The organism is Pseudomonas sp. S3_E10, from assembly GCF_054667615.1.
Genome location: NZ_CP162743.1, coordinates 4,406,979 through 4,427,495, shown reverse-complemented (window position 1 = coordinate 4,427,495; position 20,517 = coordinate 4,406,979). Strand labels below are relative to the sequence as shown.

Below are 20,517 nucleotides of genomic sequence, written 5' to 3'. Positions count from 1 at the left end.
GCCGTTTACTTAGCAAGCTAACAAATCATATAACAAAGGCCTGCGACGACTTGCCGCAGGTCCACCAGAGATTGGAGCAAGCAGATGACTGTAAAAGTAACTGAACGCGACGACGAACATATGTCCCACGAAGCCTTGGGCCATGGGATTCACATCTGGGATGTACACCAACAAGACCTGCTGGTCGGCATGTTCCATAACGAGAGCGACGCTCATAATTATAAAAACGAGCTCGAAGCCCTTGAGATGCAACGTCAGCCGCAAAGCTCCTGAAACGCTGAAATCGCGCCAATGCCCAGGCCCCACGCAGCCTGGGCACTGCAACCAAAAAACCCGTCTTTGAACGGGTTTTTTGCTTTTCCAAGCCCCCTGCTCCCCCGCATGAGCGCTGCAACCGCCCTAAAACACGGCTCTGGGGAAATGTTTCCAACAAATATATGTAACAACAAATAGACAATTGGTAATGGTTCTCGATAACATCCCGACGCGTTTTACCTAGCCCCACGAATAAGGAATTCGATTGTGACGCACGGAAACTGCAGGACGCCGGAGATTTCATTGCTGGAACGTTGGACGCAGGCACTTGCTACCCCACAGTTTCAAACCGATCGCATCTCCCTCGACTCATTGGTCTGCACGCTGGCCCCCGCCGCCGAGCGCAGCTTTCAACGCTTGGTCCAGGCACTGTTTCGTGAAGGCCTATTGGCCTGCGACGCCCTTGCTTACAACGAGCGCGGTCAATGCTCGCTGGCACTCCCGGACCACAGCCACCTGCGTTTCGATCACCTTGTTCCCGGACGCATGGGCAGTTGGGACCTGCGCGGTCACGTCACCCTCTGCCGCGCAGATCAGCCTGCACAAAAAATTCAGTTCCCTTCGCAGCTGTTGACGCTGCTCAACGGTTGCCTTGAATCGCCCGCCACCTCAGAGGTACTGGCCCGGCTCAACACAGAGATCGACGACAGCTTCGTCAACGACACCCTGTGCCTCGCCTTCCATGAGCAGTGGACACTCAAGCTGCACGCCGCCATGGCCCCTGCGCATCAACACAACCTGCTCAGCCATCTCAAGCACGACCCTAGCGTCAGCAACCCTACCTCGGTGCTTGAACAGTGGGGCACGCTGGGCCATCCGTGGCATCCCAACTACAAAACCAAACTGGGTTTGAGCACGCACCAGGTCATCGACTTTTCGCCGGAATTCGAAGCTCGTTTCCCCGTGCTCCTGTGTGCGCTGCACCGCCAGTTCGCGCATGTCGAGACATTGGCCGGTACGGCGGATTATTGGCCGTGGTGGCAACACCACTTCCCACAGGCCGCCCAACAACTGACCGCGCAGTTGGCATCCCAGGGGCTTGAGGCCAGCGACTATCTTCCATTGCCGGCCCACCCTTGGCAGGCACGCCAGGAATTGCCGCAACTGTTCGCCAACGAAATTGGCGACCGCCTGCTGGTGCTGACCGACATCGTCGCGTTCAACGCCCACCCCACCATGTCCTTCCGGACCGTGCTGCCCGAGGGCCGGCGCGACGCGCCGATGGTCAAACTGCCGGTTTCACTGCGACTGACCAGTGTGCAGCGCACTGTTTCACCCCGTTCGGCCCGTATGGGCCCGCGCATCAGCCATCTGTTGCAGACCATTTTGAAGCGCGAGCCTGCGATTCAGAAAATGCTCAGCATCGTTCCCGAGCGCATCGGCGTGCACTTCAAGCCTCAGCCCGCCAATGACGAAAGCTCCCGCCACTTGGCCGTGCTCTACCGCGACAACCCGCTGAGCCTGCTCACGCCCGGCGAAATGGCCGTGCCCGTGGGCAGCCTGTTTGCCATCGACCAGCATGGGCAACCCCTGCTGAGGCAATGGGTACGCCTGAGCAAAGGCATTGACGACGCGGATGCGATGCTCGCCTTCTTTCGGGACTACGCCGCGATCACGGTGCCGGCGCTGCTGGGTATGTACCTGCGCTACGGTGTGGCTTTCGAGGCCCATCAACAAAATGCCTTTATGGTCATGGCGGCGGATGGGCAACCGAACCGCCTGTTGTTGCGTGACTTCGGTGATATCCGGATCGACCGCAAGACCTTGCACGCCCAAGGTCTTGACATCGAACTGCACGATCCCAAGATGACCCTGTACGACGACGCGAGCTTCGTGCGTGACAAGCTCTTGCACACGGTCTTCATGTGCCATCTGGGAGAGCTGGTGTTGCTCAGCGCCCGCTACTTCGATATTCCCCAGGCGTTGCTATGGGATGAACTGTCGGCGCAGGTCAACCAGTGTTTTGATGATTTGCGCAGCCAAGTCGAACCGCAGCGCTGGGAGACTGAACGCAAAGCGCTGCTGGAGCAGGACTGGCCGGCCAAGTCGTTTATGCGCATGCGCTTGCTTGAAAGCCATGCCGACATTGTGGGTCGCCTGCCGAACCCGCTGAGCAGCCTCGCCCGTGCAGGCTAACCACACTGCGCTACGCCTGCTGGTGGTGATTCAGTTGGTGTCCATGGGGGCCATGGAAATGAGCGGGCCGTTCTGGCCGCTGCAAATCCAGAAGCTGCTGGGAGTTGCCGACGCCCACTACACCGGCCTGCTGTCGTCCCTGGTATATGCCGGGCCGATGATGGCGGCGATGCTGCTCACGCCGATGTGGGGGCGCCTGGGTGATCGTACCGGCCATAAGCCGATGATCATCCGGGCATTGCTGGCGCTGGCGGTGTGCCAGGCGTTGGCTGCCTTCACCACCGACCCGTGGCTACTGGTGGCCATCAGAGTGGCACAAGGTGCACTGGCCGGCTTCATTGCCGCGGCCCAAGCCTATGCGCTGGCCTGCTGCGGCGATGGCGGGCGCGGCCACATTTTGGCGCGCCTGCAATCGGCCACCGCCGTGGGCTCGCTGGCCGGGCCAGTGCTGGGCGGCTGGCTGATGGATATCTCGGGCTTCGCCCTGCTGTGCTACAGCGCTACCGCGGTCTGCTTGTTGTGCGCGGTGATCAGCCTGTTCTTGCCGGGCGATACGCAGCACGTGCGGCCGGCGCGTACCACGCCCGCCAACGCGCTGCCCAAGGGCTGGCTGGGCGCAATGCTGGGAATCATCGTGCTGATTCAAGCCGCCAAGATGATGCCGCAACCGTTTTATGCCCTATACGTCGCCGACGTATTACACGCCCCGGCGTGGCTGATCGGTGCCAGCTATGCCGCCAGTGCGCTCACCCTGGCAGTGTCCGCTCCGTTGTGGGGGCGCCTGTTCGACCGTCATCAGCCGGCGCAGACGCTACGCATCATCGAATGGGTCACGTGGTCCTGCGCCCTGACGTTGGCCTTGACGGCGATCGCAAGCGAATGGCTGGGGTTCCTCGCCAGCCGGTTGATATGGGGCGTGTGGCAAGGCGCTTTGTTGCCGGTCGCGTACACCCTCATCGCCAATACCGTGGCGCCCAGCCAACAAGGTTTCGCGCTCGGCCTGGGCAACAGCGCCGCCAAAGCCGGCGCGCTGTGCGGCGTCCTGATAGGCGGTATCGGCATGGGCCTAGTCGGTCTGGCTCATAGCTTCTGGCTGGTAGCACTCACGTATGCCCTGGCCGCCCTGGGTATCCGCGCAATCCGTTCGTTCACCCGAACGCCCGAAACATCGCGTTTTTCTGTCAATACTTCTAATAACTGAAAGGCAAGGTCATGAACAAATCGCAATGGGCGGTTTTGCTGCCCCTCCTCGGATCGATCAGCGCGCCGGCCTGGGCCGATCAATCCGAGCAAACGCAGGCAGCCCCCACCAACCTGCAGCTACAGGCCACAGTGGTTTCCGCCACACGCAGTGAAACCAGCATTGCAGCGATCCCAGGCTCCGTGCAGGTCATCGACGAAAATCAGATTCGCCAGCAGGCAGGCGCGGGGCGCCGGGTCGCCGACATCCTCGGCCAGTTGGTACCGGGCATTTCGCCTTCCAGCGGCGGTATGAGCAACTTCGGCCAGACACTGCGCGGGCGCAGTACGCTGATCCTGATCGACGGCGTGTCCCAGAACGCAACGCGCGATAACTTCCGTCAGCTCAACAGCGTGGCGCCGGAAAGCATTGAACGTATCGAAGTGATATCCGGCGCCAGCAGTGTCTATGGCGCAGGCGCATCGGGCGGCATCATCAACATCATCACCAAGCGCAACAAAGGTGAAGACCTGGCGTTCAGCAGCAAGCTCGGCATGACCTCCGGCAACAACCTCAGCCACAAGGGCTTCGCCTACGAGGCCTTTCAGAGCGCAACGGGCCGTCAAGGCCCCGTGGACTGGTACTTATCGGCCAACACCGTACAACGCAACGACCAGTTTGACGGCAACGGCAAGCGCATTCCCCAGGACACGTCCCAGGGCAGCAACATGGACACCGACACCTACGACCTGCAAGGTCGTTTCGGCTATGAGTTGGATGACGACAAGAAGATCAGCCTGTCACTGCAAGACTACAAAGACGAACAAGACACCCGCTACACCAAGAACCCACGCATCACCAGCAATGCCGTCGCGGTAAAAGGCCTGGACCTGGATGACCAGCCTTATACCCACAACCAGGCGGTCAATCTCAACTACACCGATAAGGATTTCTACGGTCAGGGCTTACAGATCGAAAGCTACTGGCGGCGCGCCGACGCGCTGTTCTTCCCGGACCTGTCGCGCGGCCGCGCCGGCGTGGCCGACAACAACAGCGTGCAAGATGTGTATGGGCTGCGCGCGGCGATTGACAGCCAGATGCCAGACATCGGCCCGGCAACCGGCAACCTGGTGTGGGGCGCGGACTATGACCATGAAACCTCACGCCAGCGCGGCGACCAATACCGCGTCAATGGCCTGACCTACACCAAGACCGGCACTACCTTCGAACTGGGCCCGGACATCGAGACCACCACCAAAGCCATTTTTGGTCAGCTGTCCTACGACATCGGTGACTGGACCCTGCGTGGCGGTGTGCGTCGCGAGTGGATCGAAAGCGACGTTGCCGACAGCATCGCCTACGGGGAAATCGTTCAGACCGGCAACCGTGCAACCCTGCCCGGCGGCACCCTTAAATACGATGACACGCTCTACAACCTCGGCGCGGTGTATCACCTGAGTGAAAACCAGGACGTGTTCGCCAACTTCAGCCAGGGCTTTTCGCTACCGGATATCCAGCGCTTCCTGCGCGACGTCAGCAGCACCTATGACATTCAGAAACTCAACGCACAAGCGCTCAAGGTCGATAGCTACGAGTTGGGCTGGCGTGGCAATTGGGACAAGTGGCTGGCCAACGTAACGGCCTATGAGAACACCTCGGATGTCACCCAGTTCTACGACGCAAACGATCGTGTGCTGCGCCTGGTCAACCAGAAAGAGCGGGTGCGCGGCATCGAAACCAGCCTCACCTACAACGTGACCGAGCAATGGTCGGTTGGCGGCACCTACGCTTACGCCAAAGGTGAAACCAAGCAAAACGGCAAATGGATCGACCTGCCCGCCACGCGTATCTCGCCGGCCAAGACCACCGTCTTCGTCGGTTATGACCACGATGACTACAGCCTGCGCCTGCAAGGCATGCAACTGGCGGACTATGACGCTGCGTTCAAAGACAACAATGGTCGCGATATAAAAGGCTATACGTTGGTCGACCTGCTGGGCTCAGTGCGGTTGCCGGTCGGGCGCCTGGAAGGGGCGATCTACAACCTCAGCGACCGCAACTACCAGAACATGTTCGCCCAGGCCAACGCACGCGCGCCTTACCCGAATGCTCAAGGGCGCACGTTCAGCCTGAGCTATGCGGTGGATTGGTGATTGCTTGATGTAGCCCGCGGTCGGCCATACGCCGCGTAGAAACCACAAACCCCGCCTGTTGAGCGGGGTTTGTGGTTTACGGGGTTAGCGCCTTACCACATCAGATCATCCGGGATCTGGTAGGCCGCGTACGGGTCATCCTCATCCGGCACCTGGCTTTCGGTCAGGATATTGAGCTGCACAATACGCTCCGGTGCCCGTTCCTGGATCTTCAGCGCCGCTTCACGGGGGATCACCTCGTAACCGCCACCGTGGTGCACGATCGCCAGTGAGCCGTTGCTCAGCTTGTTGCGCATCAGCGTATTGACCGACAGGCGCTTGACCTTCTTGTCATCCACGAAGTTGTAGTAGTCCTCGGTGGTCAGCTTGGGCAGGCGCGAGGTCTCGATCAGTTGCTTGACCTGCGCCGTGCGCGCCTTGGCCTCGGCTTTTTCCTGCTGCTGGCGGTTCAGCTCCTGATCGCGCTTGACCTTCTCGGCCTGCGCTTCCTGGGCCAGGCGCGCCTGGGTGTCATCAACCTCGGCCTGACCTTTGTGAACCAGGCGCTGCTGCTTCTGTTTCTCTTTGCCGACCTGCTTGGCCTGCTTTTGGTTGACCAGACCTGCTTTGAGCAACTGGTCGCGAAGGGAAAGGCTCATGGTGCTTACTCACTTAGGCAACTGCTCAACCGCAGCTGGACACGTTCTTTTCCTGACGTTTGGCTTCGCCCCAGAGGGCGTCCAATTCTTCAAGGGTGCAATCTTCTATGGGACGCTGGGTATCGCGCAATGCCTGTTCGATAAATCGGAAACGTCGTTCGAACTTGGCATTGGCGCCACGCAGCGCGGTTTCCGGGTCGACCTTCAGGTGCCGGGCCAGGTTGACCGCCGCAAACAGCAGGTCACCGACCTCATCGGCAATGGCCGCCGAGTCGTTATCGGCCATGGCTTCGAGCACTTCATCCAGCTCTTCGCGCACGTTATCCACCACCGGCAAGGCGGATGGCCAGTCGAAGCCGACCTGGCTGGCGCGTTTTTGCAATTTGGCGGCACGGGATAACGACGGCAATGCGCTAGGCACATCATCCAGCAGGGAGAGCTGCTCCGGCGCGTCAGACTTTTGTGCACGCTCCTCGGCCTTGATCTGCTCCCAGCGCAGCTTGACCTGCTCTTCGCTCAATTGCGGGATATCCAGCGGCGCATACAGGTCGCCCGTGGGGAACACGTGCGGGTGGCGACGGATCAGCTTGCGAGTGATGCCGTCGATCACCCCGGCAAATTCGAAACGCCCTTCTTCCCGCGCCAGCTGGCTGTAATACACCACCTGGAACAGCAGGTCGCCCAGTTCACCTTGCAGATGGTCGAAGTCACCGCGCTCGATGGCATCGGCGACTTCGTAAGCCTCTTCCAGGGTGTGCGGCACGATGCTCGCGTAGGTTTGCTTGATGTCCCACGGGCACCCGTATTGCGGGTCCCGCAGGCGATTCATCAAGTGCAGCAGGTCATCCAGTGAATACATCAGTCTCTTTCCGATCAGGTACGAACACTGCCTCCCACACGTTGGAACCGTGTTCATCCAGCTATTCATGAGGGTGTGCGGTTGCGCCGGGTCTCGATGATGTTCGGCAACTGGGAAATACGCCCCAGCAACCGCCCCAACGCGTCCAACCCCGGGATCTCGATGGTCAAGGACATCAACGCCGTGTTGTCCTCTTTATTCGAGCGGGTATTGACCGCCAGTACGTTGATCCGCTCATTGAGCAGTACTTGCGACACGTCACGCAGCAAACCGGAACGGTCGTAGGCACGGATGATGATGTCTACCGGGTAGGTGAGCACCGGCACCGGGCCCCAACTGACCTGGATAATCCGCTCCGGCTCGCGCCCACCCAGTTGCAGCACCGAGGCACAGTCCTGGCGGTGAATGCTCACGCCACGGCCCTGTGTGATGTAACCGACGATGGCGTCGCCCGGCAGCGGCTGGCAGCAACCGGCGATTTGCGTCAACAGGTTGCCCACGCCCTGGATCTGGATATCGCCGCGCTTGCCGGGCTTGTAGCCGGTGGCTTTGCGTGGGATCAGTTCCAACTGTTCGTTACCGCGTTCGGGCTCGACCAGTTGCTGGGCCAGGTTGACCAGTTGCGCCAGGCGCAGGTCGCCGGCGCCAAGGGCGGCGAACATGTCTTCGGCGATCTTCATGTTGGCCTTTTCGGCCAGCTTGTCGAAGTCCACCTGAGGCAGGCCCAGGCGCGCCAGTTCGCGTTCGAGCAAGGTCTTGCCGGCGGCGACGTTCTGGTCGCGCGCCTGCAGCTTGAACCAGTGCACGATCTTAGCCCGCGCCCGCGAGGTGGTGATGTAACCCAGGTTCGGGTTCAGCCAGTCGCGGCTTGGCGTGCCGTGTTTGCTGGTGATGATCTCGACCTGCTCACCGGTCTGCAGGCTGTAGTTGAGCGGCACGATGCGCCCGTTGATCTTCGCGCCCCGGCAGTTGTGGCCGATTTCGGTGTGTACGCGGTAGGCGAAGTCCAGCGGCGTGGCCCCCTTGGGCAGGTCGATGGCGTGGCCGTCGGGGGTGAAGATATAGACCCGGTCCGGCTCGATATCCACCCGCAGCTGTTCGGCCAGGCCGCCGATGTCACCCAGCTCTTCATGCCATTCGAGCACTTGGCGCAGCCAGGAGATTTTTTCTTCGTATTGATTGGAGCCGGCCTTGACGTCGGTACCCTTGTAGCGCCAGTGCGCGCATACGCCCAGCTCTGCCTCTTCGTGCATGGCGTGGGTGCGGATCTGCACCTCGAGCACCTTGCCCTCGGGGCCGATCACCGCCGTGTGCAACGAGCGATAGCCGTTTTCCTTGGGGTTGGCGATGTAGTCGTCGAACTCCTTGGGGATGTGCCGCCACAGGGTGTGCACGATGCCCAGCGCGGTGTAGCAGTCGCGCATTTCCGGCACCAACACGCGCACGGCACGCACGTCGTAGATCTGGCTGAAGGCCAGGCCCTTGCGCTGCATTTTGCGCCAGATGGAATAGATGTGCTTGGCGCGGCCGCTGATGTCGGCATCGACGCCGGTGGCCTGCAATTCGGCACGCAGTTGGCCCATCACGTCGGTAATGAAGCGTTCGCGGTCGAGCCGCCGCTCATGCAGCAACGTGGCGATCTGCTTGTATTGATCGGGCTCCAGGTAGCGGAAGGACAAATCCTCCAGCTCCCATTTGATATGGCCAATACCCAGGCGGTGCGCCAACGGCGCGTAGATGTCGAAGACTTCGCGGGCGACGCGGTTGCGCTTTTCGTCGTCGGCGGTCTTCACCGCACGAATCGCGCAGGTGCGTTCGGCCAGCTTGATCAGCGCGACGCGTACGTCGTCGACCATCGCCACCAGCATCTTGCGCAGGTTCTCGACCTGGCCCTGGGTGCCCAACACCAGGGACTGGCGCGGGCTGAGGCTGGCGCTGATGGCAGCCATGCGCAGCACGCCGTCGATCAGCTTGGCCACCACGGAGCCGAAACGCTGGCCCACGGTGGCCAACGGGATGTGCCCTTCGCGCACGCCGCGATAGAGCACGGCGGCGATCAGCGAATCCTGGTCCAGCTTGAGGTCGGCGAGGATCTCGGCGATCTCAAGGCCGGTGCGAAAGCTGGAAGTGCCCTCGGCCCACAGGTTCTTGGCCGCATTGTCTTGCTGTTCAGACTCACGAGCGAACTCGCAGGCTGCTTTCAAGGCTTCACGGTCCAGTGCCGGATCGACACTGACGGCATGATCCAACCATGCCTCGAGATTGATACTGCCGTCAGTGTTGATCGGCTGGTGTGCTCTCACCTGTACCATCTTGCTTACCTTCCCTATGACGCATCTTCGATGCGCCAGAATCATCGCCGACCTTTTACTGCGAGCTCCGTGGCAGTTCACAGGCCTTGGAGAACGCAGGCCAGTCGGATTAAACGGGCATCCTAGCCCGCTTCAAATAACGCCATGGCCTCGACATGCGCTGTCTGCGGAAACATGTCGAGGATCCCGGCACGTTTTAGCCGGTAGCCTTGCTTGACCAACTCAACTGTGTCCCGCGCCAGCGTGGCGGGGTTGCAGGACACATACACCAGGCGCTTGGCCCCCAGAGTGGCGAGCTTGCGCACAACCTCATGGGCACCATCGCGGGGTGGGTCCAAGAGTACCGCAGAAAAGCCCTGTTTGGCCCATTCCGCGTCAGTCAAAGGCTGGGACAAATCGGCCTGAAAAAACTGCGCATTATGCAAATTGTTGCTGAGGGCATTGTGTGCCGCCCGGTCCACCATGGTCTGCACACCCTCCACCGCCACCACTTCCCGCGCCTGCTTGGCCAGCGGCAAGGCAAAGTTGCCCAGGCCGCAGAACAGGTCCAGAACCCGCTCATCAGGCTGCGGTGCCAGCCATTCCAGAGCCTGGGCAACCATCGCCTCGTTGACCCCGGCATTGACCTGCACGAAATCTCCTGGCCGGTAAGCCAGATCCAGATCCCATGCGTCCAAGCGAAAACCGAGGGCCTGATCGGGCTCGACGGGTTCCGGCCGGCCTTCGCCATGCAGCCATAATTGAGCCTCATGAAAGCTGCAAAATTCTTTCAAGACGTGCAGGTCCGCTTCGGACAGCGGCGCCATATGTCGCAGCAACACGGCGATGGACGAACCGCCGAACAGCTCCACATGCCCCAGCGCCTGGGGTTTGCTCAGGCGGCGCAGCATGTTCGGCAAGCGCTGCATGATCGGTTGCAAGGCCTGTACCAGCACCGGGCAATCATCGATGGCGACGATATCCTGGCTGGCCACGGCGCGAAAACCCACCTCGAGTTTTTTCGCCTTGGCATCCCAGCGCACAGCCACGCGGGCGCGGCGTCGGTAGCCAAACTCCGGACCACTCAAAGGTGGCGCCCACTCTTGCGGCTCGACACCGGCCACTCGGGACAGTTGTTCGGCGAGCATGCGCTGTTTCAGGGCGAGTTGTTCGTGGTGGGGCAAGTGCTGCACGCTGCAACCGCCACAGCGGCCAACATGCGCGCACGGCGCCGGACGACGCAGTTCGCTGGGCTTGAACACCCGCTCCGTGCGGGCCTCGACCACTTTGCCATGGGCCCCCAACACGCGCGCTTCGACATCTTCGCCGGCCAGCGCGCCATTGACGAACCAGGTGCGGCCTTCAAAGAACACGATGCCACGGCCGTCGTTGGCCAGCCGCTCGATGGTCAGGCGTTGCTTCTTGCCCACTGGAACCTGCGGGGCCCGGCTGCCGCCCGTCGGTTGGAAGCGCAGGCCTCTCTCGTGCTTGGCCATCAGTTGGGTTCGTCGAAGATGCCGGTCGACAGGTAACGGTCGCCTCGGTCACAGATGATCGCGACGATCACCGCGTTTTCCACTTCTTTGGAGAGGCGCAACATACCGGCCACGGCACCGCCGGACGACACGCCGCAGAAAATACCTTCTTCACGAGCCAGACGGCGAGTGGTGTCTTCAGCCTCACGCTGGGCCATGTCGATGATGCGATCGACCCGCGCAGCGTTGTAGATCTTCGGCAGATATTCTTCGGGCCAGCGGCGAATACCCGGGATGGCCGCGCCTTCCATCGGCTGCAGGCCAACGATCTGGATCGCCGGGTTCTGCTCCTTGAGGTAGCGCGAGTTGCCCATGATGGTGCCGGTGGTGCCCATGGAGCTGACGAAATGCGTGATGGTGCCCTGGGTCTGGCGCCAGATCTCCGGGCCGGTGCTGGTGTAGTGCGCCTCGGGGTTATCGCCGTTGGCGAACTGGTCCAGCACTTGGCCACGGCCTTCGGCGGCCATACGCTCGGCGAGGTCGCGGGCGCCTTCCATGCCCTCTTCCTGGGTCACCAGCACCAGCTCGGCGCCATAAGCGGTCATCGCCGCCTTGCGCTCGGCGCTGCCGTTGTCGGGCATGATCAGCACCATCTTGTAACCCTTGATCGCCGCAGCCATGGCCAGGGCGATTCCGGTATTGCCCGAGGTGGCTTCGATGAGGGTGTCGCCGGGCTTGATCTGCCCGCGCAACTCGGCACGGGTGATCATCGACAGCGCCGGGCGGTCTTTTACCGAGCCGGCCGGGTTGTTGCCTTCGAGCTTGAGCAACAGGGTATTGCTGGTTTCACCCGCCATGCGTTGCAAGCGGACCAGGGGCGTGTTGCCGACGCAATCGGCGATTGTTGGGTACTGCAAGGTCATGGCGTATTCGCAATCCAGACTGCGGGGCGCACATCATACCGGGAAAGGCCGGCGGGCCATATCACGCAAAGTGTGGTGCTTATGGCTTAAAGGAATAAGCGCGGAGTGGAGTGGCTGGGCAGGCATCCTCCTACCCCAAATGCCCGTCGCCATGATTTCTCTGGAAAACCTCCTCCCCCATCGCCGCAATCTGCCCCTCAATCAAAGCTTCGAAAGGTGTGAGCAACGGCTCGAACGAAAGCGGCGCCTCCAGCACCTGCAACGCCCGCACGATGGCTTCTACCGTCGACAGCGCTCCCGGCCCCGGCGCCTTGCGCAGTCGATAACGCGACACGCCGCCCTCGGCCAAGGTCACCCGAGGCAACGCCGCCAGCAGCGGATTCAGATGCAGCAGTTTGCGCGCCTTGCGCCAGGTGCCGTCGGGCACCACCAGCAACAGCGGTTGCTCATCAGGCGCATAGGTTTGCAGCGGCTGGGCGTCGTCGGCGGGAAACAACAGCCGAGCCTGATAACCGGGCGGACTCAACAACGTAGCCAAATCATCGAACACCTCCCCCACCACCAATTGCGCATTGCTCAAGCCCAACGCCGCCAACCGCGCAGTATTGAGCGCGTGGCCGACCTCACTCGGGTGCTGCAACAGCAATACGCGGGTGCGACTGTCGAGGCTGGGGATCAGCGCGCACAAGCAGTGGCTGATTGGCCTGAGGCAACGGGAACACTGGGGTCTGGACATGGTTTTTCAGGCCTGGTTGAGCTGTGCTTTGAGTAGATCGCGAAACGTTTGGATCAGCGGCTCGCGGCTGCGGCCACGGCGCATGATCATTGAGAACGGCGCCTGGTAACCGAAGGTCGCAGGCAGCAGGACGCGCAAATCGCCTTTATCCGCCCAGGCCTGGGCGTAGTGCTCCGGCAGGTACCCGATGTAGGCACCGGACAGGACCAGGATCAGTTGCGCCTCCATGCTTTCCACCGTGGCGGCGCTGTGCTTGAAGCCGTGGCGCGCCAGCTCCGCCTGGCTCCAGTAGCCGCGCCCGACCATGCGCTGCTGAGTGATCACTGGCTCGGGAATGCGCCGCTCATTGAATAGCGGATGCCGCGTGCTGCAATACAACCAGTGCTGCTCGCGGTACAGCGGCATGTAGATCAGCCCGCTCATGCGGTTGGAGAAAGCGCCGATGGCCAGGTCCAGACGGTTGTCCTGCACGCCCAGTTGCAATTCGTAAGGGCTCATCACCGATAAATTCAGGTGCACCGCCGGGTGTTCCAGGCTGTAGGCGCCGATCACTTCGGCGAACGGCAGAGCCTTGTCGCTGACGGTTGAGTCGAGCACGCCAAGCTTCAGGGTGCCGCGCAACTCGCCTTTCAACGCGGCGGCGTACTGCTCGAAGCCTTCGAGCTCAGCGAGCAGGCGCAGGGTTTCCTGATGGAACAACTCGCCCTTGCTGGTCAGGCTGAAGCCGCCCCGGCCGCGATGGCACAGCACCAGCCCGAGTGCCGATTCCAGTTGGCTCATATAAGTGCTGATGGCCGACGTCGACAGGTTGAGTTCGTGCTGGGCATTGGCGAACCCCTGGTGCCGCACGACGCTGACGAAGATGCGCAGCAGTTTCAGGTCGGGCAAGGCGTTGGCCATGAAGGCTCCAGGAACACATTTTGTGGCGAGTTTACCCCAGGCGTTAGTTTAGAAAAATCTGAACTAAGTATTTGCCCCAGCCGATTCTTCCCCGCCTCAGCTTTTCGCAGAATCGGCCCAAGACAAACACAACAACGCTGAGGCACTCCCGTGGACAAGACTTACCATCAACCACTGGGCGGCAATGAAATGCCGCGCTTTGCCGGAATCGCCACCATGATGCGTCTTCCCCACCTGCAAACGGCCAAGGGCCTGGACGCCGCCTTTATCGGCGTGCCGCTGGACATCGGCACTTCGCTGCGCGCCGGCACCCGTTTCGGGCCACGCGAGATTCGCGCCGAATCGGTGATGATCCGTCCGTACAACATGGCCACCGGCGCCGCACCCTTCGACTCGCTGTCGGTGGCCGATGTCGGCGACGTGGCGATCAACACCTTCAACCTACTCGACGCCGTGCGCATCATCGAAGAGGCCTACGACGAGATCCTCGAACACAACGTGATCCCCATGACCCTCGGCGGTGACCACACCATCACCCTGCCGATCCTGCGGGCGATCCACAAAAAACACGGCAAGGTCGGGCTGGTGCACATCGATGCCCACGCCGACGTCAATGACCATATGTTCGGCGAGAAAATCGCCCACGGCACCACCTTCCGCCGCGCCGTGGAAGAAGGCCTGCTCGATTGCGACCGCGTGGTGCAGATAGGCCTGCGTGCCCAGGGCTACACCGCCGAAGACTTCAACTGGAGCCGCAAACAGGGGTTTCGTGTGGTGCAGGCCGAAGAGTGCTGGCATCGCTCCCTCGCACCGCTGATGGCCGAAGTACGCGAAAAAGTCGGCGGCGGCCCGGTGTACCTGAGCTTCGACATCGACGGTATCGACCCGGCCTGGGCACCCGGTACAGGCACCCCGGAAATCGGCGGGCTGACCACCATCCAGGCGATCGAGATCATCCGTGGCTGCCAGGGCCTCGACCTGATTGGTTGCGACCTGGTCGAAGTTTCGCCGCCCTACGACACCACCGGCAACACCTCGTTGCTCGGCGCCAACCTGCTGTACGAGATGCTCTGCGTACTGCCCGGCGTGGCGCATCGCTGATGAGCACGCGCGAGGTACTGCACGCCGCCGCCGTGCTGGTGGCGGCCTTCGCTCGCAATGACCGCGACGCCTACTTCGGCGCGTTCACGGCCGATGCCAGCTTCGTGTTTTATACCCTCCCCCGGCCGCTGCTCAGTCGCGAGGCCTACCAGGCGTTGTGGGACGGCTGGCGTCGGGACGAGGGCTTTGAAGTGTTGTCATGCACTTCAAGCAATGCGTTCGTCAGCCTACAAGGTGAGGACGTGGCGATATTTGTGCATGACGTGGCCACCGAGCTGCGCATGAACGGGGAGCAATTCTCTAGCCAGGAACGCGAGACCATTGTCTTCAAACGGCAAAGGCTGCGCGCACAACAAAAACAAGGCCTGTGGCTGGCCTGTCACGAACATTTGTCCGCTATGCCGGAAGGGCTGCCGCCCCCTTAGCCAATGTGATCGGAGCTGATCATGAATAATAAAAACAACGACAACAGTATTCGCAAAATAGAAACCAACGGGGTCGAACAGATCCCGGACCACGAACGTACCGCCAGCCCCACGGATCTGTTTCGTCTGATCTTCGGCGGTGCCAATACCTTTGCCACCGCCGTACTGGGCGCGTTCCCGGTGCTGTTCGGCCTGTCGTTCCAGGCCGGTGCCTGGGCGATTGTGCTGGGCGTGCTGGTGGGCGCGCTGATCCTGGCGCCCATGGGTCTGTTCGGGCCAATCACTGGCACCAATAACGCGGTGTCTTCCGGTGCGCACTTTGGTGTGCATGGGCGGATTGTCGGCTCGTTCCTGTCGCTGCTGACGGCAATTGCCTTCTTCTCACTGTCGGTGTGGAGTTCAGGCGATGCGCTGGTCGGCGGTGCGAAACGTCTGGTTGGCCTGCCGGAAACCGACCTGACCCTGGGCTTGGCCTACGGCCTGTTCGCCGTGATGGTGCTCACCGTGTGCATCTACGGGTTTCGCTTCATGCTGTGGGTCAACCGCATCGCGGTGTGGGCGGCGAGCCTGCTGTTCCTGTTGGGGATATTCGCGTTCGCGAAGGCTTTCGACAGCCACTTCGCCGGCAGCGTCGCCATGGGCCAGCCCGGGTTCTGGGCGGCGTTTATCGGTGCGGCGCTGGTGGCCATGAGCAACCCGATTTCCTTCGGCGCGTTCCTCGGTGACTGGTCGCGCTACATTGCGCGTGAAACGCCGAAAGCGCGCATCCTTCTTGCCGTGATTGCGGCACAGATCGCCACGTTGATTCCGTTCCTGTTCGGCCTCGCCACCGCGACCATCGTGGCGATCAAGGCCCCGGACTACATCGCGGCCAGCAACTACGTCGGCGGTCTGCTGGCGGTGGCACCCACGTGGTTTTTCCTGCCGGTGTGCCTGATCGCGGTGATTGGCGGCATGTCTACCGGCACCACCGCGTTGTATGGCACCGGGTTGGACATGTCCAGTGTGTTTCCGCGCCTGCTGTCACGGGTCAAGGCCACGTTGCTGATTGGGGTGATGTCGATTGCCTTCATCTTTATCGGACGTTTCGCCGCCAACCTGGTGCAAAGCGTGTCGACCTTCGCCGTGCTGATCATCACCTGCACCACGCCGTGGATGGTGATGATGATCATCGGCCTGATCGCACGTCGCGGTTTCTACTGCCCGGATGACCTGCAAGTGTTCACCCGCGGTGAAACCGGCGGGCGCTACTGGTTCAGCCATGGCTGGAACTGGCGTGGGCTGGGGGCGTGGGTCCCAAGTGCGCTGGTGGGCCTGTGTTTCGTGAATCTGCCGGGGCAGTTTGTCGGGCCGCTGGGCAATTTGGCCGACGGCATTGATATCAGTTTGCCGGTGAGCCTGGGGTTGGCGTCGGTGGTGTACCTGACGTTGCTGCGCCTGTTTCCGGAACCGGCTGCGGTGTATGGCCCCGAAGGGCCGCTTCGCAGCCCAGCGGGAGCAAGCTCCCTCGCCACAACGAGCGCACCTACAACGTAAAAAATCGGATCTTACCTGCGCCGAGGACGACGCTGCTCGTCATCCGTACGAATTGGCACGGGCTGCAGCGGCGGCTCGATCAAGCCCAGGGCCACGCCGAGGTCATGGAGCCAGTTCTGGATTTTCTCTTTCATGATTGCCCCCTTTGAGGGTAGTACGGTTCGGCGCAGTTTTGTCGCCTTTTCCTACATAGATAGTAGCCCTAAGTCCTACGTATTGCTTGTACGAAACCACAACGAACTATTACTGGATTCATCCAAATGCTGACGGACCGGTCAAGCAATGGCGCGCGTGTCGTTCGCCAACGCGGCCGTGCCTTCTTGCTGCAGGTCGATCCATGCATTGAGGTTAGCGCCGAGCATACCCTTTCGCCACATCAGCCAGGTTGTCGCAGTGGCAAAATGCCCAGTCAGCGGATGAACGGACACGCTGTCCTTGCCGGGCAGGCTGTCGAGCATGGACTGGGACATCAACGCCACACCTGAACCGGCGATCACACAGGCGAGCATGCCTTGGTACGACTCAATCTCAATGGCCCGCCCCATGGGCACGTGTTCGTTGGAGAACCAGTTTTCCAGACGCGTGCGATAGGCGCAGCTGCGTCGGAACGTGAATACCGAGCGCCCGATCACATCCTGAGGACCCTGTACGGGTGGGTGATCGGCTTCGCAGATCAGCACCAGTTTTTCCTCGCACAATTGCACGCCGTCCAAGGTGGCGATGGTCACTGGGCCGTCCACAAAGGCTGCATCCAGCCGCCCGGTGATCAGCCCTTCCAGCAGCTCACCGCTGGGCGCGGACTGCACCTGCAAATTCACCATCGGGTAAGCCTTGTGATAACGCGCCAGCAGCCCGGGTAAATGCACTGCGCCGGTGCTGTACATGCTGCCCAACACGAAGTCGCCGACCGGCTGCCCTCCTTGCACGGCACCGTGGGCTTCGTCGTGCAGCGCCAGCAGGCGAGCACTGTAGTCCAGTAACACTTTGCCCGCAGGAGAAAGCTGCAAACGCTGGCGTTCGCGTATGAACAGGTCAACACCGAGCTGCTCTTCCATCTGTTTAAGTCGGGTCGACAGGTTCGACGGCACACGGTGCAGGCGCTCGGCCGCCCGGGTAATAGAGCCTTCTTGCGCCACGGCCTGGAAAATGCGCAATTGACTGAACTCCATACCTTTCTCCAAAACTAAACAAGTTGCTCACTATTATTCAATTTTACAGAAAGTCAATCCACCTTAGGCTGAAGGTCATTCGTTTTCTCAGCAGGACACTGACCATGTCACCCCTCACTCGCTTACTCGCCAGTTGTATTGCCCTGATGATGGCCATGGGCATTGGCCGCTTCGCCCTCACCCCCCAAATGCCCCATATGCTGAGTGAAGGGCAGATCGACCTGACCGACGCCGGCCTGATCGCCGCCGCGAATTACCTCGGCTATTTGGTGGGCGCGGTGGATTCGATTTTCGCCCGCAGCCATCACCATGTCAGGAGCCGGCTGTACGCGGGGCTGTGGCTATGTGTGCTGCTCACGTTCGTGTCGTACTGGGCCCATGGCTTCTTGCCGCACCTGTTATTGCGCTTTGGTACCGGCGTGGCGAGTGCCTGGGTATTGGTGATGATCACCAGCCTGAGCCAGCCGTTGGCGATCGCTGCCGGACGCCCGCACCTGGGTGCCCTGGTATTTGCCGGGCCGGGACTAGGGATTTTGTTGACCGGTTTGCTGGCGCTGGGCTCAAACCTGCTGGGGCAAAATTCCGCCACGTTGTGGCTGCTGTATGGCGCCGTAGCGCTGGCGATGTTGCTGGCGATCCTGCCGTTTTTACCCAAACCCTGCGCCAGCGCCCCGTCCCCGCACCACAGCGCTTCGGGCAACGCCGGCAGCATCACGCACCTGTGCTGGGTTTATGTGCTATTCGGGCTGGGCTACATCATTCCGGCGACCTTTCTGTCACAAATGGCCAGCGCGCAGTTCAACGGTGCCTGGCAGGCCGACCTGTTCTGGCCATGTTTTGGCCTGATCGCCGCGATTGGCGTGGGAGTCGCAAGCCTGCGCCGCAAGGACCCGACCACTACACGTCGCTGGCTGATGACCACGTTATGGCTGCAAGCGGCCGGGGTGTTCGCCTGCTTGCTGGGCAATGGCTGGGGGTTGGCACTGGGCGTGTTGCTGTGCGGCGGGCCATTTCTGGCGTGCATGCAATTGGTGATGGCCCGTCTGCGCGATGTCGCGCCACACGGCTACCAGCGCAGCACCGGGTTGCTCACCGCCAGCTTCGCCATCGGCCAATTGGGCGGGCCATTGCTGGCCTCGGTGAGCAGTCACCTGAGCGGCGGCCTGCAACCGGCGTTGGTGGTCGCCGGTGCAGGCCTGTTACTGGCGGGAGGCGTGTTGGTCAGCTGGCAACCAACGGTGCAGGCGCGCGAATCTGTTCACGCCGTGACAGCACCAGGAAAAACAACCCACCCAGCAAGCACCCGGTAAACCAGGCGAAGTTGGCCAAACCTTGCAGCGCCGGCGTGAAGGTGATCGCGACGCCCGTCAGCGTCGCGGGCACCAGCGCCTTGATCGCCGTCCAGTTCACGCCGCCGTCAAAGTAGTAACGCCCATTCGGGCTGTCGTCGAACAGCGCATCCACGTCGATCTGCTGTTTTTTGATCAGGTAAAAATCCACCAGCAGAATCCCGAACAGCGGCCCGATGAACGCCGCGAGGATGTCCAGGGTGTAATGGATCATCAGCGGGTTGTTGAACAGGTTCCACGGGGTGATGAAGATCGAGGCCACGGCGGCGATCATCCCGCCGGCGCGCCAGCTGATTTTGCTTGGCGCCACGTTGGCGAAATCGAAGGCCGGCGAAACGAAGTTGGCGACAATGTTGATGCCGATGGTCGCCGTCACAAAGGCAAAGGCGCCCAGCAGCACGGCCATGCTGTTGTCGATGCGCGAAACGGTGGCGATCGGGTCATGAAGCATTTCACCAAACACCGGCAAGGTGCCCGAGACGATCACCACGGTGACCAGGGAGAACGCCAGGAAATTCACCGGCAAGCCCCAGAAGTTGCCGCGCCGCACGTCTTGCATGCTTCGGCAGTAACGGCTGAAATCGCCGAAATTCAGGGTGGGCCCGGAAAAATACGACACCACCAACGCGGTGGCCACGATCACTTGACCAACCGCTTGCCAGCCCGACAGGGCCTTTTCCGACAGCGTAAAACTGATATTCGCCCAACCGGCCTTCCACACAATCCAACCGGCCAGGGCAAACATCACCGCATACACCACCGGCCCGGCCCAGTCGATAAAGCGCCGAATGGATTCCATGCCGGCCCAGAACACTGCAGCCTGCAGCACCCACAGGCTAAGGAAACCAAACCAGCCCAGGTAAGACAGACCGGCGAAATGCGGCTCTGCATACACCGCCATCTGTGGGAAAAAACGCAGCACCACAATGATCAAGGCGCTGGAGGCAAGGTAGGTCTGAATGCCGTACCAGGCAACCGCAATCAAACCGCGAATCACCGCAGGAATGTTCGCGCCAAATACACCAAACGCCAGTCGGCAAATCACCGGATAAGGCACCGCCGCCTGTTGGCTGGGTTTGGCCACCAGGTTGGCGACCAACTGCACGATGCAGATGCCGGCGAGCAAGGCGATCAGCACCTGCCAACTGGCCAGGCCCAAGGCGAACAGGCTGGCGGCAAATACATAACCCCCGACGCTGTGCACGTCGCTCATCCAGAAGGCGAAGATGTTGTACCAGGTCCATTTTTGCGGCAGTGGGCCCAGGTCTTGGTTGTACAGACGCGGGCTGTAGCCTTTGGGCAATTGTTCGGTCATCGCTGGCTCCTCGAAA

18 protein-coding genes are annotated in these 20,517 nt (G+C 61.3%); 8 read left to right on the top strand and 10 right to left on the bottom strand.

Features of this window, described 5'->3' with window-relative positions; all coding sequences use genetic code 11:
• The first annotated feature begins 84 nt into the window (after positions 1-84).
• The 4 genes from AB4N98_RS20320 to AB4N98_RS20305 all read left to right on the top strand — a co-directional run bounded on the left by AB4N98_RS20320 (position 85) and on the right by AB4N98_RS20305 (position 5,784).
• Positions 85-273 (top strand): hypothetical protein, encoded by a 189-nt coding sequence (locus AB4N98_RS20320; protein WP_017527560.1) that lies wholly within the window; start codon positions 85-87, stop codon positions 271-273.
• Between the two features lie 249 nt (positions 274-522).
• A complete protein-coding gene (locus AB4N98_RS20315; RefSeq protein ID WP_137219833.1) occupies positions 523-2,451 on the top strand; it encodes an IucA/IucC family protein in 1,929 nt (642 codons plus the stop codon).
• On the top strand, positions 2,441-3,652 hold the full coding sequence (locus AB4N98_RS20310; protein ID WP_065878117.1) for an MFS transporter: 1,212 nt from the start codon (positions 2,441-2,443) through the stop codon (positions 3,650-3,652). Before AB4N98_RS20315 ends, AB4N98_RS20310 begins: the two co-directional genes overlap by 11 nt.
• Positions 3,653-3,663: 11 nt before the next feature.
• Positions 3,664-5,784 (top strand): TonB-dependent receptor, encoded by a 2,121-nt coding sequence (locus tag AB4N98_RS20305; RefSeq protein ID WP_017527557.1) that lies wholly within the window; start codon positions 3,664-3,666, stop codon positions 5,782-5,784.
• 92 nt (positions 5,785-5,876) lie between these two features.
• On the opposite strand, the gene AB4N98_RS20300 is transcribed toward AB4N98_RS20305, so the two are convergent.
• The 7 genes from AB4N98_RS20300 to AB4N98_RS20270 form a co-directional block, all read right to left on the bottom strand.
• The gene (locus tag AB4N98_RS20300) at positions 5,877-6,422 is read right to left on the bottom strand and encodes a DUF2058 domain-containing protein (RefSeq protein WP_017527556.1); all 546 of its coding nucleotides are present in this window, start codon (positions 6,420-6,422) and stop codon (positions 5,877-5,879) included.
• Between the two features lie 25 nt (positions 6,423-6,447).
• Positions 6,448-7,281, bottom strand: a complete 834-nt coding sequence (mazG, locus tag AB4N98_RS20295) for a nucleoside triphosphate pyrophosphohydrolase (RefSeq protein ID WP_460148884.1) — start codon at positions 7,279-7,281, stop codon at positions 6,448-6,450.
• A 65-nt stretch (positions 7,282-7,346) separates the two neighbouring features.
• Positions 7,347-9,593, bottom strand: a complete 2,247-nt coding sequence (relA, locus tag AB4N98_RS20290) for a GTP diphosphokinase (protein ID WP_017527554.1) — start codon at positions 9,591-9,593, stop codon at positions 7,347-7,349.
• Between the two features lie 122 nt (positions 9,594-9,715).
• Positions 9,716-11,068, bottom strand: coding sequence for a 23S rRNA (uracil(1939)-C(5))-methyltransferase RlmD (rlmD, locus tag AB4N98_RS20285; protein ID WP_065878119.1), 1,353 nt, complete (start codon positions 11,066-11,068; stop codon positions 9,716-9,718).
• The gene (cysM, locus tag AB4N98_RS20280) at positions 11,068-11,970 is read right to left on the bottom strand and encodes a cysteine synthase CysM (RefSeq protein ID WP_017527552.1); all 903 of its coding nucleotides are present in this window, start codon (positions 11,968-11,970) and stop codon (positions 11,068-11,070) included. The genes rlmD and cysM overlap by 1 nt, the downstream gene beginning before the upstream one ends.
• 130 nt (positions 11,971-12,100) lie before the next feature.
• Positions 12,101-12,706: a tRNA-uridine aminocarboxypropyltransferase gene (locus tag AB4N98_RS20275; protein ID WP_065878121.1), complete on the bottom strand. Its 606-nt coding sequence runs from the start codon at positions 12,704-12,706 to the stop codon at positions 12,101-12,103.
• 6 nt (positions 12,707-12,712) lie between these two features.
• Positions 12,713-13,606: a LysR family transcriptional regulator gene (locus AB4N98_RS20270; RefSeq protein ID WP_017527550.1), complete on the bottom strand. Its 894-nt coding sequence runs from the start codon at positions 13,604-13,606 to the stop codon at positions 12,713-12,715.
• Between the two features lie 150 nt (positions 13,607-13,756).
• Here AB4N98_RS20270 and speB point away from each other — a divergent pair, with 150 nt between their 5' ends.
• Genes speB through AB4N98_RS20255 form a run of 3 tightly spaced genes read left to right on the top strand, consistent with a single transcriptional unit; the run spans position 13,757 to position 16,668 of the window.
• A complete protein-coding gene (speB, locus tag AB4N98_RS20265) occupies positions 13,757-14,707 on the top strand; it encodes an agmatinase (RefSeq protein ID WP_017527549.1) in 951 nt (316 codons plus the stop codon).
• Entirely contained in the window at positions 14,707-15,132 is a 426-nt protein-coding gene (locus AB4N98_RS20260; protein WP_065878123.1) for a YybH family protein, read from the top strand. Before speB ends, AB4N98_RS20260 begins: the two co-directional genes overlap by 1 nt.
• Before the next feature lie 21 nt (positions 15,133-15,153).
• A complete protein-coding gene (locus AB4N98_RS20255; RefSeq protein ID WP_460148883.1) occupies positions 15,154-16,668 on the top strand; it encodes a purine-cytosine permease family protein in 1,515 nt (504 codons plus the stop codon).
• 11 nt (positions 16,669-16,679) lie between these two features.
• Here AB4N98_RS20255 and AB4N98_RS20250 read toward each other — a convergent pair whose 3' ends face one another.
• Positions 16,680-16,802: a PA1414 family protein gene (locus AB4N98_RS20250; RefSeq protein ID WP_003193089.1), complete on the bottom strand. Its 123-nt coding sequence runs from the start codon at positions 16,800-16,802 to the stop codon at positions 16,680-16,682.
• A gap of 141 nt (positions 16,803-16,943) precedes the next feature.
• The gene (gene ptrR / locus AB4N98_RS20245) at positions 16,944-17,837 is read right to left on the bottom strand and encodes a putrescine utilization regulator PtrR (RefSeq protein ID WP_065878127.1); all 894 of its coding nucleotides are present in this window, start codon (positions 17,835-17,837) and stop codon (positions 16,944-16,946) included.
• 104 nt (positions 17,838-17,941) lie between these two features.
• Between ptrR and AB4N98_RS20240 the strand changes: the two genes are divergently transcribed.
• A complete protein-coding gene (locus tag AB4N98_RS20240) occupies positions 17,942-19,147 on the top strand; it encodes an MFS transporter (protein WP_068938077.1) in 1,206 nt (401 codons plus the stop codon).
• Here the strand turns inward: AB4N98_RS20240 and AB4N98_RS20235 are convergent.
• Complete coding sequence (locus AB4N98_RS20235; protein ID WP_065878129.1) at positions 19,059-20,501, bottom strand: NCS1 family nucleobase:cation symporter-1; 1,443 nt, start codon at positions 20,499-20,501, stop codon at positions 19,059-19,061. The two genes, AB4N98_RS20240 and AB4N98_RS20235, sit on opposite strands and share 89 nt — an antisense overlap.
• Between the last annotated feature and the right edge of the window lie 16 nt (positions 20,502-20,517).